This window comes from Sphingosinicella humi (assembly GCF_003129465.1).
Classification (GTDB): domain Bacteria; phylum Pseudomonadota; class Alphaproteobacteria; order Sphingomonadales; family Sphingomonadaceae; genus Allosphingosinicella; species Allosphingosinicella humi.
This window is the reverse complement of record NZ_QFFF01000001.1, coordinates 1,215,945-1,229,843: the sequence shown is the minus strand read 5'-3', so window position 1 is coordinate 1,229,843 and position 13,899 is coordinate 1,215,945. Positions and strand designations below refer to the sequence as shown.

General features: G+C 66.7%; 14 protein-coding genes. 9 read left to right on the top strand and 5 right to left on the bottom strand.

Translation table 11 applies throughout. From position 1 onward, the window contains the following. The first annotated feature begins 33 nt into the window (after window positions 1–33). The 3 genes from nhaA to DF286_RS05995 all read left to right on the top strand — a co-directional run bounded on the left by nhaA (window position 34) and on the right by DF286_RS05995 (window position 3,658). A complete protein-coding gene (nhaA, locus tag DF286_RS06005; protein WP_279379317.1) occupies window positions 34–1,308 on the top strand; it encodes a Na+/H+ antiporter NhaA in 1,275 nt (424 codons plus the stop codon). After that, entirely contained in the window at window positions 1,305–2,591 is a 1,287-nt protein-coding gene (locus DF286_RS06000) for a hypothetical protein (RefSeq protein WP_109270606.1), read from the top strand. The genes nhaA and DF286_RS06000 overlap by 4 nt, the downstream gene beginning before the upstream one ends. Window positions 2,592–2,653: 62 nt before the next feature. Beyond that, window positions 2,654–3,658 (top strand): histone deacetylase family protein, encoded by a 1,005-nt coding sequence (locus tag DF286_RS05995; protein WP_109270605.1) that lies wholly within the window; start codon window positions 2,654–2,656, stop codon window positions 3,656–3,658. Window positions 3,659–3,660: 2 nt separating this feature from the next. Here the strand turns inward: DF286_RS05995 and DF286_RS05990 are convergent, their stop codons facing one another. After that, window positions 3,661–3,975, bottom strand: a complete 315-nt coding sequence (locus DF286_RS05990) for an ArsR/SmtB family transcription factor (RefSeq protein ID WP_109270604.1) — start codon at window positions 3,973–3,975, stop codon at window positions 3,661–3,663. 116 nt (window positions 3,976–4,091) lie between these two features. On the opposite strand from DF286_RS05990, the gene DF286_RS05985 reads away from it, so the two are divergent. Then, window positions 4,092–5,186, top strand: coding sequence for an alkene reductase (locus tag DF286_RS05985; protein ID WP_109270603.1), 1,095 nt, complete (start codon window positions 4,092–4,094; stop codon window positions 5,184–5,186). Between the two features lie 4 nt (window positions 5,187–5,190). On the opposite strand, the gene DF286_RS05980 is transcribed toward DF286_RS05985, so the two are convergent. The 3 genes from DF286_RS05980 to sucC form a co-directional block, all read right to left on the bottom strand. Next, a complete protein-coding gene (locus DF286_RS05980; RefSeq protein WP_109270602.1) occupies window positions 5,191–6,120 on the bottom strand; it encodes an electron transfer flavoprotein subunit alpha/FixB family protein in 930 nt (309 codons plus the stop codon). Then, complete coding sequence (locus DF286_RS05975; protein ID WP_109270601.1) at window positions 6,117–6,866, bottom strand: electron transfer flavoprotein subunit beta/FixA family protein; 750 nt, start codon at window positions 6,864–6,866, stop codon at window positions 6,117–6,119. The genes DF286_RS05980 and DF286_RS05975 overlap by 4 nt, the downstream gene beginning before the upstream one ends. Window positions 6,867–6,972: 106 nt before the next feature. Then, window positions 6,973–8,178: an ADP-forming succinate--CoA ligase subunit beta gene (sucC, locus tag DF286_RS05970; RefSeq protein ID WP_109270600.1), complete on the bottom strand. Its 1,206-nt coding sequence runs from the start codon at window positions 8,176–8,178 to the stop codon at window positions 6,973–6,975. A 126-nt stretch (window positions 8,179–8,304) separates the two neighbouring features. Here sucC and DF286_RS05965 point away from each other — a divergent pair, with 126 nt between their 5' ends. Next, complete coding sequence (locus DF286_RS05965; protein ID WP_109270599.1) at window positions 8,305–8,727, top strand: hypothetical protein; 423 nt, start codon at window positions 8,305–8,307, stop codon at window positions 8,725–8,727. Here DF286_RS05965 and crtY read toward each other — a convergent pair whose 3' ends face one another. Beyond that, entirely contained in the window at window positions 8,728–9,831 is a 1,104-nt protein-coding gene (gene crtY / locus DF286_RS05960; RefSeq protein ID WP_109270598.1) for a lycopene beta-cyclase CrtY, read from the bottom strand. A gap of 192 nt (window positions 9,832–10,023) precedes the next feature. Here crtY and DF286_RS05955 point away from each other — a divergent pair, with 192 nt between their 5' ends. From DF286_RS05955 to DF286_RS15470, 4 genes are all read left to right on the top strand, one after another. Beyond that, on the top strand, window positions 10,024–10,428 hold the full coding sequence (locus tag DF286_RS05955) for a hypothetical protein (RefSeq protein ID WP_109270597.1): 405 nt from the start codon (window positions 10,024–10,026) through the stop codon (window positions 10,426–10,428). 60 nt (window positions 10,429–10,488) lie between these two features. Beyond that, window positions 10,489–11,964: an ArnT family glycosyltransferase gene (locus DF286_RS05950; protein WP_109270596.1), complete on the top strand. Its 1,476-nt coding sequence runs from the start codon at window positions 10,489–10,491 to the stop codon at window positions 11,962–11,964. 45 nt (window positions 11,965–12,009) lie between these two features. Beyond that, a complete protein-coding gene (dinB, locus tag DF286_RS05945) occupies window positions 12,010–13,089 on the top strand; it encodes a DNA polymerase IV (protein ID WP_279379316.1) in 1,080 nt (359 codons plus the stop codon). 149 nt (window positions 13,090–13,238) lie between these two features. After that, on the top strand, window positions 13,239–13,886 hold the full coding sequence (locus DF286_RS15470; protein WP_109270595.1) for an energy transducer TonB: 648 nt from the start codon (window positions 13,239–13,241) through the stop codon (window positions 13,884–13,886). Window positions 13,887–13,899 lie beyond the last annotated feature (13 nt).

Below are 13,899 nucleotides of genomic sequence, written 5' to 3'. Positions count from 1 at the left end.
GTTAGGACGCTCCTGCAATCGGAAGGAGACATAGTGGTCCAGCGGAGCGGTGCGCCATCGGCCTTGAGGCAGTTCCTCGCGAGCGAAGCGGCGGGGGGCCTGCTGCTGATGGGCGCGACGGCGCTGGCCATGATCGTCGCCAACAGCCCGCTCTACGATCTTTACCATCACGCCCTGCACGATCCGATCGGCCCGGCCCTGACGCCGAAGCTCGGGCCGATGACGCTGCACCTCTGGATCAACGACGGGCTGATGGCCATCTTCTTCCTGCTCGTCGGGCTGGAGATAAAGCGCGAATTCGTCGACGGCCGCCTCGCCACCTGGAGCCAGCGCCGCCTCCCCTTCATCGCCGCCGGCTCGGGCATGATCGTGCCCGCCGCCGTCTATCTGATGCTGACCGCCGGCACGCCGGAGCTGGTCAGGGGCTGGGCGATCCCCGCGGCGACCGACATCGCCTTCGCCATCGGAGTGCTGGCGCTGCTCGGCAAGCGCGCGCCCACGTCGCTGAAGCTGTTCCTCACCACCGTGGCCATCGTCGACGACATGGGGGCGGTGGCGATCATCGCCCTCGCCTATACGGACTCGCTCAACACCCTCGCGCTCGGCGCCGGGGCGGCGATCCTGTTCGTGATGTATCTCCTCAACAAGAGCGGCGTCAGGGCGCTTTGGGTCTACATGCTGCTGGCGCTTGGCCTCTGGTACGCGGTTCTCCTCTCCGGCGTTCATGCCACCATCGCCGGCGTGCTCGCCGCGGCCATGATCCCGATCGTCAAGACGCCCGGCGCGCCGGATGCGGTTCATTCGCCGCTTCACCGGCTGGAGCATGCGATCACGCCGCTCGTCGCCTTCTTCATCGTGCCGCTGTTCGGCTTCGCCAATGCCGGCGTCTCGCTCGCGGGGATGGGGGTGGACCAGATCTTCGCGCCCTTGCCGCTCGGCATTGCCGCCGGCCTCTTCGTCGGCAAGCAGGTCGGCATCTTCGGCGCGGTCTGGCTCTGCTGTCGCCTGGGCTTCGCTCAGCGCCTGCGCGGCGCGACCTGGCTCCAGATCTACGGCGTCGCGCTTCTCTGCGGCATCGGCTTCACCATGAGCCTCTTCATCGGCGCGCTCGCCTTCCCCGGCCGGCCGGACCTGATCGAGGAGGCGAAGATCGGCGTGCTGCTCGGCTCCCTCGTGTCGGCGCTGGCCGGCTATCTGCTGCTCCGCCTCGCGCCGCAACATCTGCGGCACGAGGAAACGCAGGCCGAGCAGGAGCGGGAGATACGGATTGACGGCGATGTGGTTTCGCTTGAGGAACGGAGGCCATGAAATGGCCTCACGCGTTTTTGGGACTGCTGCTCCTCGCCGGTTGCGTCTCCGGCAAGGTTGAGGGCGACAGCCTCGATGAGATCGCCGCCGACTATGTCCAGATGACGCTGGAGATAGGCGAGCGCGAACCCGGCTATGTCGATGCCTATTACGGCCCGGCCGAGTGGCGCGATGCCGCCAAGGCGGCGCCGCGCTCGCTCGAGAGTCTCGCGGCGGAGGCGGCGGCGCTGACGGCGCGCGTCAACGCCATCGATCCCGCGACCTTGGAGACGATGGAACAGCGCCGCCGGACCTTCCTATTGGCGCAGCTCAGGGCCGCCTCGACGCGGCTGCGCATGCTTAGAGGCGAGAGGCTGAGCTTCGCCGAGGAGGCCGAGGGACTGTTCGGTGTCAGCCCCGACATTCAGCCGCTCTCGACCTTTGATCCCGTGTTGGCGCGGATTGACGCCCTCGTTCCGGGCGAGGGTCCGCTGTGGCAGCGGGTCGATGCCTTCCAGGAGCGCTTCACCATCCCCGCCGACCGGCTGAAGCCGGTGTTCGACGCCGCCATCGCCGAGTGCAAAAGGCGCACCGCCGCGCATGTCGGCCTGCCGGCCGGCGAAACCTTCACCCTGGAGTTCGTCACCGGCAAGAGCTGGTCGGGCTACAACTATTATCAGGGCGGTTATAACAGCCTGATCCAGGTCAACACCGATCTGCCGATCCGCATCAGCCGCGCCGTCGATCTCGGTTGCCACGAAGGCTATCCGGGGCACCACGTCCTGAATGCCTTGCTGGAGCAGCGGCTGACGCAGCAGCGCGGCTGGATCGAGTTCAGCGTCTACCCGCTCTATTCGCCCCAGTCGCTGATCGCCGAAGGCTCGGCCAATTACGGGATCGACCTCGCCTTTCCGGGCGAGGAGCGGCTTCGCTACGAAACGTCCGTCCTCTACCCGCTGGCCGGACTGCCGACGGACCAGGCCGATGAATATCTCGCTTTGCTCGAGGCGATGGAGGCTCTGCAGGGAGCCCGCTTCACCATCGCCCGCGATTATCTGGAAGGCCGCACCAATCGCGACCGCGCCGTCGAGCTCACGCAAAAATATCAGCTCGTCTCCAAGAAGCGGGCAGAACAGTCGGTCGACTTCATCGACGAATATCGCAGCTACGTGATCAACTACGGCCTCGGCGAGGACATGGTCGAAGCCTATGTCGAAGCCGCCGGCAACACGTCCGAGGCGCGCTGGGCGGTGATGGAACGGGTGATCTCCGAACCGACCCTGCCGAGCGATCTGCTCAGATAGCCGCCGTACCGGCGAAGGCTGGCATGCAAACGGAGTCGCTGGGGTGGCGGAGTAAAAGTCTGATGCGCAAGATATGGGATGCCCGCCAGCTGGAGCATGCGCCGGCCCTCGAGCTTCACAATGGCGCGTTCGTGCCCCACGCCGAACATCCCGGCCGGGCGGAGTCGATCCTCGCGGCGATCGGCGAGACCGAGCCAGCCCACGACCATGGCGAAGCGCCGATCCTTCGCGTCCACCGCCAGGACTATGTCGACTTTCTGAAACGTGCCCATGCCGACTGGAAGGCGGCGGGACGCACCGGCGATGCGGCTGGCTACACCTGGCCCGTCGTTCGCCGCCGTCCGCTCGACCTCGAGCGGATCGATGCCCGCCTCGGCCAATATAGCTATGACGCCGGCACGCCGATCGCCGAAGGCACCTGGACCGGAGCCTATTGGTCCGCGCAGACCGCGCTGACCGCCCTCGACATCGTGCTGGCCGGGGAGCGATCCGCCTTCGCCTTCTGCCGCCCACCCGGCCACCATGCCGGCGCGGACTATCTCGGCGGCTATTGCTATCTCAATAACGCCGCCATCGCCGCCCAGGCCGCGATCGACGGCGGGGCCGGCCGCATCGCCATCCTCGACATCGACTATCATCATGGCAACGGCACGCAGGACATCTTCTACGACCGGGAAGATGTCCTGTTCGTCTCGATCCACGCCGATCCCAAAACCGACTATCCCTTTTATTGGGGCCATGCCGACGAAGCCGGCGAAGGGCCGGGAGAAGGCGCCAACCTCAATATTCCGCTCGCGCGCGGCACCGCTCGACCGAAATTCCAGGCGGCGCTCGACACCGCGATGGACCGTATCCGTCAATTCTCGCCGGACCTACTGGTCCTGTCCTTCGGAGCCGACACGTTCAGCGGCGATCCGATCAGCCATTTTCGCCTGGAGACGGAGGATTATCCAGCCCTCGCCCGCAGCATTGCCTCGGCGGCCTGGCCGACCCTGGTCGTCATGGAAGGCGGCTATGCGGTAGATGACCTTGGCGTGAATGTCGCTGCTTTCCTCGGCGGCTTCTGAACTCAGTCCCGCGGCTGGCGGAGCACGGTATCGAGCAGTCCGGGAAATCGGGCATCGAACTCCTCGCGGCGGAGCGAGCTCAGATATTCACGGCCGGCGGCGCGGGTGCGGATCAACCCGGCTCCGCGCAGGATTTTGAAATGGTTGCTGAGGGTGCTCTTGGGCACCTCTCCGGCCTGGGCCGCCGATTGGCAGGAAAGCTCGCCGGTCTGGCTGTCGAGGCGCCTCACGATGCCGAGGCGGCACGAATCGGCAAGCGCATGCAGCGCTGTCTCCAGCGAGACGTCATCCAGCCGAGGATGCGGGTAAAGAGCCATAAGTCATATTTAGAGTTGGCGCGGTCAATTTAATAGTTCCGAAATGTTGAACTATCTCGCTTACCCCCTAATTGCGGGTGACGCGGCATGGCCGCCGCGGTCAGGGAGACTGTTTGATGGCAAATCTGTTCGATCCGATCCGCTTTGGCGCAATCGATGCGCCCAACCGGGTGGTGATGGCGCCTCTCACCCGTGCCCGCGCCACGCGCGAAGCTGTGCCCACGCCGATCATGGCCGAATATTACGCGCAACGTGCCGGCGCCGGCCTGATCATCAGCGAGGCGACTGGCATCAGCCGCGAAGGGCTGGGCTGGCCTTTCGCACCCGGCTTGTGGAATGAGGCGCAGGTCGAGGGATGGAAGCCGGTGATCGACGCGGTGCACCGCGCGGGCGGGCGGATCGTCGCACAGCTCTGGCATATGGGGCGGATCGTCCATCCCGATTTTCTCGGCGGGGCGGCGCCGGTCTCCTCGTCGGCCACCACTGCGCCGGCCCTGGCCCATACTTATGAAGGCAAGAAGCCGTACGAGGCGGCGCGCGCCGCCACTCGCGATGACATCGCCCGCATCCTCGACGATTATGAAGTGGCGACCGTGAACGCGCTCGCCGCCGGATTCGACGGCGTTCAGATCCACGGCGCGAACGGATATCTGATCGACCAGTTTCTAAGGGCCAGCGCCAATTTCCGCGTCGACGAATATGGCGGCGCGCCCGAAAACCGGACCCGCTTCTTGGTGGAAGTGACGGAGCGGGTGGCGAGCGTCGCCGGGCCGGAGCGGGTCGCTGTGCGCCTGTCGCCCAACGGAGAGAGCCAGGGCGTTTCCGACCCGGACCCCGCTTCCGTATTCGTTCCGGCCGCGGCGGCGCTCGACCAGATCGGGATCGCCTTTCTCGAGCTGAGAGAGCAGGGGCCCGACGGGACGTTCGGCCGAAGCGACCAGCCCAAGGTCTCGCCGCAAATCCGGTCCGTGTTCCGCGGCCCGCTGGTGCTGAACCAGGACTATGGGTTCGATTCCGCCCAGGTCGCGGTCGCCTCTGGCGAGGCCGACGCCGTAAGCTTCGGCCGCCCGTTCATCTCCAATCCGGACCTGGTCGAACGGCTCCGCGCCGCCGCACCGCTCACGCCGGACGACGCCGCTACCTGGTACACCCAAGGCAGCGAGGGCTATCTCGACTATCCCGCCGCCCAGCAGGTGCTGGCGGCGGAATAAGGAGTCACAGCTTCTCGGTCAGTTCCGGCACGACTTTGAACAGGTCGCCGACGAGGCCGATGTCGGCGACCTGGAAGATGGGCGCGTCCTCGTCCTTGTTGATGGCGACGATGGTCTTGCTATCCTTCATGCCGGCAAGGTGCTGGATGGCGCCCGAAATGCCGATGGCGACATAGAGCTCCGGGGCGACGATCTTGCCGGTCTGGCCGACCTGATAGTCGTTGGGAACATAGCCCGCATCGACCGCGGCGCGGCTGGCGCCGACGGCGGCGCCCAATTTGTCGGCGAGCGGCTCGATATATTGATGGAAGGCCTCGCCGCTGCCCAGCGCGCGGCCGCCCGAGACGATGATCTTGGCGCTGGTCAGCTCGGGGCGCTCGGAGGCGGCGATCTCGGCGCCGACGAAGCTGGAGAGGCCCACGTCACCCGCGCCGCTCACCGGCTCGAGCGCCGCCGAGCCGCCCTCTCTTGCGGCCTTCTCGAAGGCGGTGCCGCGCACGGTGATCACCTTCTTGGCGTCGGACGACTTCACCGTCGCGATGGCGTTGCCGGCGTAGATGGGCCGGGTGAAGGTGTCTTCGCTCTCGACCGAGAGGATGTCCGAGATCTGCATCACGTCGAGCAGGGCGGCGACGCGCGGGGCGATGTTCTTGCCGGTGGTGGTCGACGGCGCCAGGAAGGCGTCGTGATCGGCCATCAGCCCGGCGACCAGCGGCGCGACATTCTCCGCCAGGCCATGGGCGTAAGCGGCATCGTCGGCGACATGGACCTTGCCGACGCCCGCGATCTTGGCGGCCTCGTTGGCGACGGAGCCGACGCCCTCGCCGGCAACGATCAAATGGACTTCGCCGAGCTTGGAAGCGGCGGTGACGGCCGACAAGGTCGCGTCCTTCAATTCCCCGCCTTCATGTTCAACCCAGACGAGCGTCTTCATGCGATCACTCCCGTTTCCTTGATCTTGGCGATGAGTTCGTCGACCGAGCCGACCTTGACGCCCGCCTGGCGCTTGGCCGGCTCCGTCACCTTCACCGTCGCGAGGCGCGGCGCGATGTCGACGCCATAATCCTCGGGCCTCTTCTGGGCGAGCGGCTTCGACTTGGCCTTCATGATGTTGGGCAGCGAGGCGTAGCGCGGCTCGTTCAAGCGAAGGTCGGTGGTGACGATGGCGGGAAGCTTCAGCTTCACCGTCTCGAGGCCGCCGTCCACCTCGCGGGTGACGCTCACATGATCGCCCTCCACCTCGACCTTGGAGGCAAAGGTGCCCTGCGCCCAGCCGAGCAGGGCGGCGAGCATCTGGCCGGTCTGGTTCGAATCGTCGTCGATCGCCTGCTTGCCCATGACCACCAGGCCGGGCTGCTCTTCGTCGGCGACCTTCTTCAGGAGTTTGGCGACGGCCAGCGGCTCGACCTCGGCGTCGGTCTGGATGAGGATCGCCCTGTCCGCACCCATGGCGAGCGCGGTGCGCAGCGTCTCCTGCGCCTTGGCCGGGCCGATCGACACGGCGACGATCTCGGTCGCCACGTCCTTTTCCTTGAGGCGGATGGCTTCCTCGACGGCGATCTCGTCGAACGGGTTCATGCTCATCTTGACGTTGGCGAGATCGACGCCCGACCCGTCGGCCTTCACCCGCGGCTTCACGTTGAAATCGATGACCCGCTTCACGGGGACCAGAAGCTTCATATGCCTTCTCCCTCGTCATTCCGGCGGAAGCCGGAACCCAAGAACTTGGCCTTGGCGTTCTTGGGTCGCGGCTTTCGCCGGGATGACCCTGCTTCGTTGCGACGGCTTACGCCGCCTCCAATTCCTTGACCTGCTCGACGATCTTCTTGGCGGCATCGCCCAGATCGTTGGCCGGGACGATCGGCAGGCCGCTCTCGGCGAGGATGGCCTTGCCCTGCTCGACATTGGTGCCTTCGAGGCGGACGACCAGCGGCACCGCAAGGTGCACTTCGCGGGCGGCCTCGACAATGCCTTCGGCGATGATGTCGCAGCGCATGATGCCGCCGAAGATGTTGACCAGGATGCCCTGCACGGCCGGGTCGGAGAGGATGATCTTGAACGCGGCCGTCACCTTCTCCTTGGAAGCGCCGCCGCCGACGTCGAGGAAGTTGGCCGGGAAGGCGCCGTTCAGCTTGATGATGTCCATCGTCGCCATGGCGAGGCCGGCGCCGTTCACCATGCAGCCGATGTTGCCGTCGAGCTTGATGTAGGCGAGGTCGTGCTTGGAGGCCTCGATCTCCATCGGGTCCTCTTCGCTGAGGTCGCGAAGTTCGGCCAGGTCCGGATGGCGGAACATGGCGTTGGAATCGAAGCCGACTTTGGCGTCGAGCACCAGCAGCTTGTCGTCCTTGGTGACGGCGAGCGGATTGATCTCGATCTGGCTGGCATCGGTGCCGAGGAAGGCGTCGTAGAGCTTGCCGAGCATCCTTTGCGCCTGCTTGGCGAGGTCGCCGGTCAGCTCTAGCGCCGCCGCCACCGAGCGGCCGTGATGCGGCATCAGGCCCGTCGCCGGATCGATGGTGATGGTGTGGATCTTCTCGGGGGTCGAATGGGCGACCTCTTCGATGTCCATGCCCCCTTCGGTCGAGGCGACGACCGCGATGCGGCCGGTGGAGCGATCGACGAGGAGAGCGAGGTAGAATTCCCTGGCGATGTCGACGCCGTCGGTGACGTAGAGGCGGTTGACCTCCTTGCCCTCGGGACCGGTCTGGATCGTCACCAGCGTGTTGCCGAGCATGTCCTGGGCGGCGGCGCGCACTTCCTCTTCGCTGCGGGCGAGGCGGACGCCGCCCTTGGCGTCAGGCCCCAATTCCTTGAACTTGCCCTTGCCGCGCCCGCCGGCATGGATCTGCGCCTTGACGACGTAGAGCGGCCCGGGAAGCTTGCCGACGGCGGCGACCGCCTCCTCGACGCTCATCGCGGGGATGCCGGCCGGAACCGCCACGCCGAATTTCGAGAGCAGCTCCTTGGCCTGATATTCGTGGATATTCATGGATCGAGGAATCCTTGGAAGTGGGCGAATTTGTCGCGGTCTTAAGCACAGCAGCGCCGCGAATGGAAGCCGGTCCCCCATGGAGCTATTCGCATCCATCTCGATCGGCGGCGCGTTTGCTACCATATGACCCGTGGCTTTCTCGACTGGTTGGGCCGCATCCTCATGCTGGCGCTCGCCGGCCTGGTGACGCTGTCCATAATCGGCTCGATCGCGGCCATTCCGTCCGAAAGCATCGAAACGCGCATGGGGCTGGAGACCCAGCCGCCGACGGCCGACCGCCCGCCGCTGCCGGAATCCGAGCCGGAAGCGGCCGCACCTCAGCCGGAACCGACCCGGCAGCCAGCGGCACCAAGGGGCGTGCTCTCCGATCCCGGCGCTCCTGCGGCATCCGCCCCGTCGGAAGCGGCGCGATGGCTGGAAGCGATCACCTATGCGCTGCTCGCGCTGGTCGGGCTGGCCGCGCTCGCGAGTCTGTTCCTGTGGCGCGGCCTTCGCGAGCAAAGGCGTATCGCCGATGCTCTGGAGGCGTTGGCGGCGCGGTCCTGATCAGAGTCGGGCGATACGGCGGCGATCGAGCAGGGTCGAACGGCCGCCGTGGAGGCGGGCCATCACGCCTGGATCGAGGCTGTTCAATCGTTCGAAATAGCCGAGGCGATCGGCCGGAGCCGTCTCGAACATCGTCTTGCTGATGCCGCGATAGAAGTCGCGCTTGCGCCAGAGCGCAGTGGCGAGGCTCTCGAACAAATCGTGGAGCGCGGCGCCGGTAAAATCCTGCTGCTGGGTGAGCAGGGTCGCCGTCGCGAGCGCATCCGGCAGCGAGTGGCCGGTCGCAGGGTGGAAGAAGCCGCCGCGAAGGCCGAGCTTCGCCACCCGGGCGCCGCCGACTCGCCAGAATGAGGGAAAGTCCCCGCCGATCGCCAGCGGAAGCGTGGCCACGGTCTCCCGCTCCCGCTTCGCCTTGGCCCAGCCGCGGCGGCCGAGATAGGCGTCGATCCGCTTGCCGGCTTCTTCCTCGTCGAGGCCGGGGAGCTCCGAAAGTTGGACGTCTTCGATCAGCATCCGATCCTCGCCGATCGGCCAGCAGCGCATGAAGCGGGCGGCCGCGGCGCCCTCGGTGGCATCGACGAGCAGGGGACGGTCCAGGCCGTGCGGCTGCTTCAGGCGATATTCGCGGGCAAGGGACTTCGCCCAGCCCAGTTCCAGCATCGACAGATTGGCAGCGCCGCGTGCGTCGATCGCGCCGTCGGCCGCGATCTTTTCGCCGCCCTGCAGGATCAGCCCATTCTCCCGCACGGCGACGATGCGAGCGCCGAGCCGATACTGGTCCGGTCGCAGCATCTCCAGCACCGCCTTGTGGATGGCGTCGGGTGCTATGCAGGCGAGGTCGGCCTTCACCTTGCGGGTGCGGCCGGGGAAGGCGAGATAATAGCCCGGCCAGCGTTTGCCGATCAGCGGCTCGGCCAGCCAGCGGTCGGGCTCGTCTATGTCGCTCTCGAAGAAGGCCAGGTTGTGCTCGCCGCCGAACGCCTCGCCTTCCTCGACCAGCAGGATCGGCACATCAGGACGTGCGCGCGCCATGGCCAGCGCTGCCAGGCCGCCCGCCAAGCCCCCACCTGCGATCAGCAGACCGTCCCGCTTGCCCGTAGCCATAATGGTCCACTCCTACAGGAGCGCGTCGTCAGGCGCCATGGCCGCGCGGGTCCGGCCGCCGATGAGCCTCATTTTGGGACTGTCGCGAGTAAAGCCCGATTGAAGCCGCCAGTCTTCACGTCGTTCGTGGAACTTCTTCTTCGGTCCAGCGCTGTATTGTCAAAGAGAAACAGGGAATCTGGTGAGTGCAGCATGAATAGGCGCCACGTGGCCGCGGCGCTTCTCCTGCCGCTCGTCTTCACGACGCCTTCCAAGGCGCAAGGACCGGCCGGCGTTCGCGGCGATGACCGGGCCATGGTCGGCCCATCCTATCTACCGTCTCGCGAGAGCAGGACCTCCTACCTCCCGCTTCGGAGCGGCAGCGCCGGCATCAGTATTTCGACGACTCCCATCGTCCAGCAGGACGGATCCGCCGTCTATCGAAAGGCTTTGGTCGGCAGCCTACCGCTCGCCCGCGACGTCAGTCTCGGCGTCGGCCTCATCGAAGTCACGCGCACCTCCCACAAGGAGCGGTCGCTCGACCGGATTCGGCCGCTCAGCGACACCGGCGGGCGGAGCGACCGCATCGCGGCGGTGGGCCTCAGCGTCCGCTTCTGATCCGGTTCCTCGCTCGCTGGAGCGAACGGCCTGTTAAGCCTCTTTGTGGCAAGGGAGCCTATGGCTTCCGTTCACCCTCAAGCGCCGACGGGAAATTCACGCACCGCTGCGGCGGCGGACCCTTGGCGCTGGGCCGGGCTGCTATCGGTCGTGGCGCTTGGCGCCGCGGCGGCTGCGATCGGCTGGACGGGCTATATCGCCTCGGACGATGCGAGCTACTATGGCGGCGCGGCCGAGTGGCTGCGAAGCGCCCCGTTCGCCGGCGACAGCCACTGGACGACCCGCTTCCCTCTGATACTCTCGCTGGCCGCGGCGATGCTGATTGTGGGCGTCGGTCCGGCCGCGCTCACGGTCACCTCGCTTTTCTGGTTCATCGCCTTTGTCGCGACCGGCGCTGGCCTGGCGACCCGGATAGGCGGGCGGAAAGTCGGTTGGCTGACGGCGGTGCTGCTCGCGACCTTGCCGCTCAGCGCCGTCGCCGCCTCGGTCGTCAATTGCGACCTGCCGGAAGCGACCTTCCTCATGCTGGGGCTGTGGTGGCTCGCGGGAGTCGTGGGGCAGGATGGCCAAGAGCGATCGGCGGCCGCGGCCGGCATTTGCTTCGGCCTGGCGGTTCTCTGCCGTGAAACCGCGGTGCTGGCTCTCGCCGGGTTCGCCCCGCTCTTCCTGCTGGGCCGTCCTCTTCCCCGCCGTATCTTGATGGTCGCGGCGGCCGGGGCCGCGGTCGTGCTGGCGCTGGAGATGCTGTTCCAGTTCGCCCTCACCGGCGATCCGCTCCACCGCTACATGCTCGCCTTCAATCATAGCGATACGCTGAGCCGCGCCGCCAATCTGGAAGGCAACCTTCTGCTGCACCCGCTCATCGATCCGCTGCTGGTGCTGCTCGTCAACAACGAGTTCGGCCTGCTCTTCTGGGTGATGGCCCTTGCCCTGGCCACGGGCGCGGTCCGCGGACTTGGACCTCGCCGGAAAAATGCCCTGATCCTTTGCATCGCCCTCGGCCTGGCATCGGCTTTGCTCATTGCGCTTCTGTCGGCCAAGCTCGTCCTCAACCCACGCTACTTCACGATCACGACCGTCGCCGCCGCGATCATCGCTGCGCTCTGGCTGTCGCGGTTGAAGATGCCACTGGCGGCGCTGGTCTTGACGGGGATGGTCGGGCTCAATCTGCTGCTGCTGAGTGCGCAGAACAACAATCCGCAATGGCCGGCCTATGCGCTGGTGGAGGCGGCGCTCGACCATCCCGGCCAAATGGTGGCTGCGGACGAGGAACTCATCCGTCGCGCGGAGCTTCCGCTGGGCTGGAGCAGGGTCGATAATGTCGTCCCGGCCGGAGCGCCCGCATCGCTGCGTCTCATCGAGCAGTCCGCCGATGCCCCGCCTGCAATCGCTTTCTATCCCTCGCCGCCCACGCCGCTCGGATCGCTCCTGCGGCGGCTGGGCCTGTCCGACAGCCTTCCCGCTGCCGCCGAGACCCGGTTGATGAACCTCAATCCCACCATGATCGTCGTGGAAGCGCCGGCCGCGCCGAAGTGAGGCTGTCGCCTTCCCCCGGAAGGCGCGGCGCGATACAGACAAAGGGTGAACGACGAGCAGCCAACGGTTCGTAAGATCATCCATGTCGACATGGACGCCTTCTATGCGTCGGTGGAGCAGCGCGACGACCCGGCACTCAGAGGGAAGCCGGTCGCGGTCGGCGGCATGCACCGCGGCGTCGTCGCGGCGGCGAGCTACGAGGCGCGCGTCTTCGGCGTCCGCTCGGCCATGCCCTCGGCGACGGCGAAGCGACGCTGCCCCGACCTCATTTTCGTCAAGCCGCGCTTCGACGTCTATCGCGAGGTTTCGCGCCAGATCCGGGGCATCTTCGCCGACTATACGCCGCATATCGAGCCGCTGTCGCTCGACGAGGCCTATCTTGACGTGACGGAGGATCTGCGCGGCATCGGCGTCGCCACCACCATTGCCGAGGAGATCCGGGCCCGCATCCGCTCGGAGACCGGCCTCACCGCGTCGGCCGGCGTCTCCTACAACAAGTTCCTCGCCAAGCTCGCCAGCGACCAGAACAAGCCCGATGGCCTGTGCGTGGTGACCCCGCGCCAGGGCCCGGCCTTCGTCGCCGCCCTGCCGGTCAGGCGCTTTCACGGCGTCGGCCCCGTCACCGCCGCGAAGATGACCAGGCTCGGAATCGAAACGGGCGCCGATCTCCGCGCCCAGAGCCTGGCTTGGCTCGAGGCGAATTTTGGCCGTTCGGGCGCTTATTATTATCGCGCGGCGCGCGGCGAGGACGACCGTCCGGTGCGGGCCAATCGCCCCTACAAGTCGGTCGGCGCCGAACGCACCTTCGATAGCGACCTTGTCGCGGAGGAGGACCTCACGGCGGAGCTCGCGCGCATCGCCGGCTATGCCTGGACGCGCGTCGAGCGCGCCGAGGTCCGCGGCCGCACCGTGACGTTGAAAGCCAGATTCCAGGATTTCCGCACCGTCACCCGCGCGCATTCGGTCGCTGGCGGCGTTGAAGATCAGGCGCAATTCCTCGCCATCGGCACCAGCCTCCTGGGCATGCTGCTCCCCGCCGAGAAAGGTATCCGTCTGCTCGGCCTCACTCTGTCCGGCCTCGAGGAGCGGGAGGCGGCCCCACCCCAACTCGGCCTGCCGATCTGAACGGGCGGGCACCGAACAGTCGCGTTCCCAGCTTCATCCCGGGCTCAGGCCGATCCTTCTCGCCGCGTCATGGCGGTATGGTATAACATGACGAGATGCTGTAACATCTCTCCAGCCGCCGTAGAGCGGCGCCTGAATGGAGAGTGGATATGGCTGACACTGGGTTCCTCAATCAGACACCGAGAAGCCCGACCGGGCTCATAATCGTCATCGCCCTTCACGCGGTCGCTCTGACGGCGCTCGCCTTGTCGAAGACGCCCATCGAGCGGAGGCCGCCGGACATCATCGACATCTTTCGGGTGGCGCCGCAAAAGGAGCCGCCGCCGCCCGATCCCGAGCCCCTGCCGGAGCCGCCCAAGGCGCCGCCGAGCACCGTCGACATTGTGCCGCCGCCGATGCCCCTGCCACCCCTTTCCGACAATCTATTGCCCCCACCGCCGATGCCCCGTCCCGTCCCGCCCGGTCCGGTCGCTGGCATCAACCCGCCCAGCCTTCCCGTGCCTCCGGCACCGCCGGTCCGCAAGGAGGCCCAAATCGATCGGCGGAGCGAGTTGCAGCCGGCCTATCCTGCCTCGGAGCGCCGGTTGGATCGCGAAGGCTCCGTCACCATCAGCCTGCTGATCGGCGCGGACGGGCGGGTGAAGTCGGCGGAGAAGGTCAGCGCGACCAGCGACGCCTTCTATCGCGCGACCGAGCGCCACGCGCTTGCCCATTGGCGCTTCGAGCCGGCGACGGTCGACGGGCGGCCGATCGAAAGCCGCAAGACGATGACGGTTCACTTTCGGCTCAACGGCTGAACGCCGATCCCTT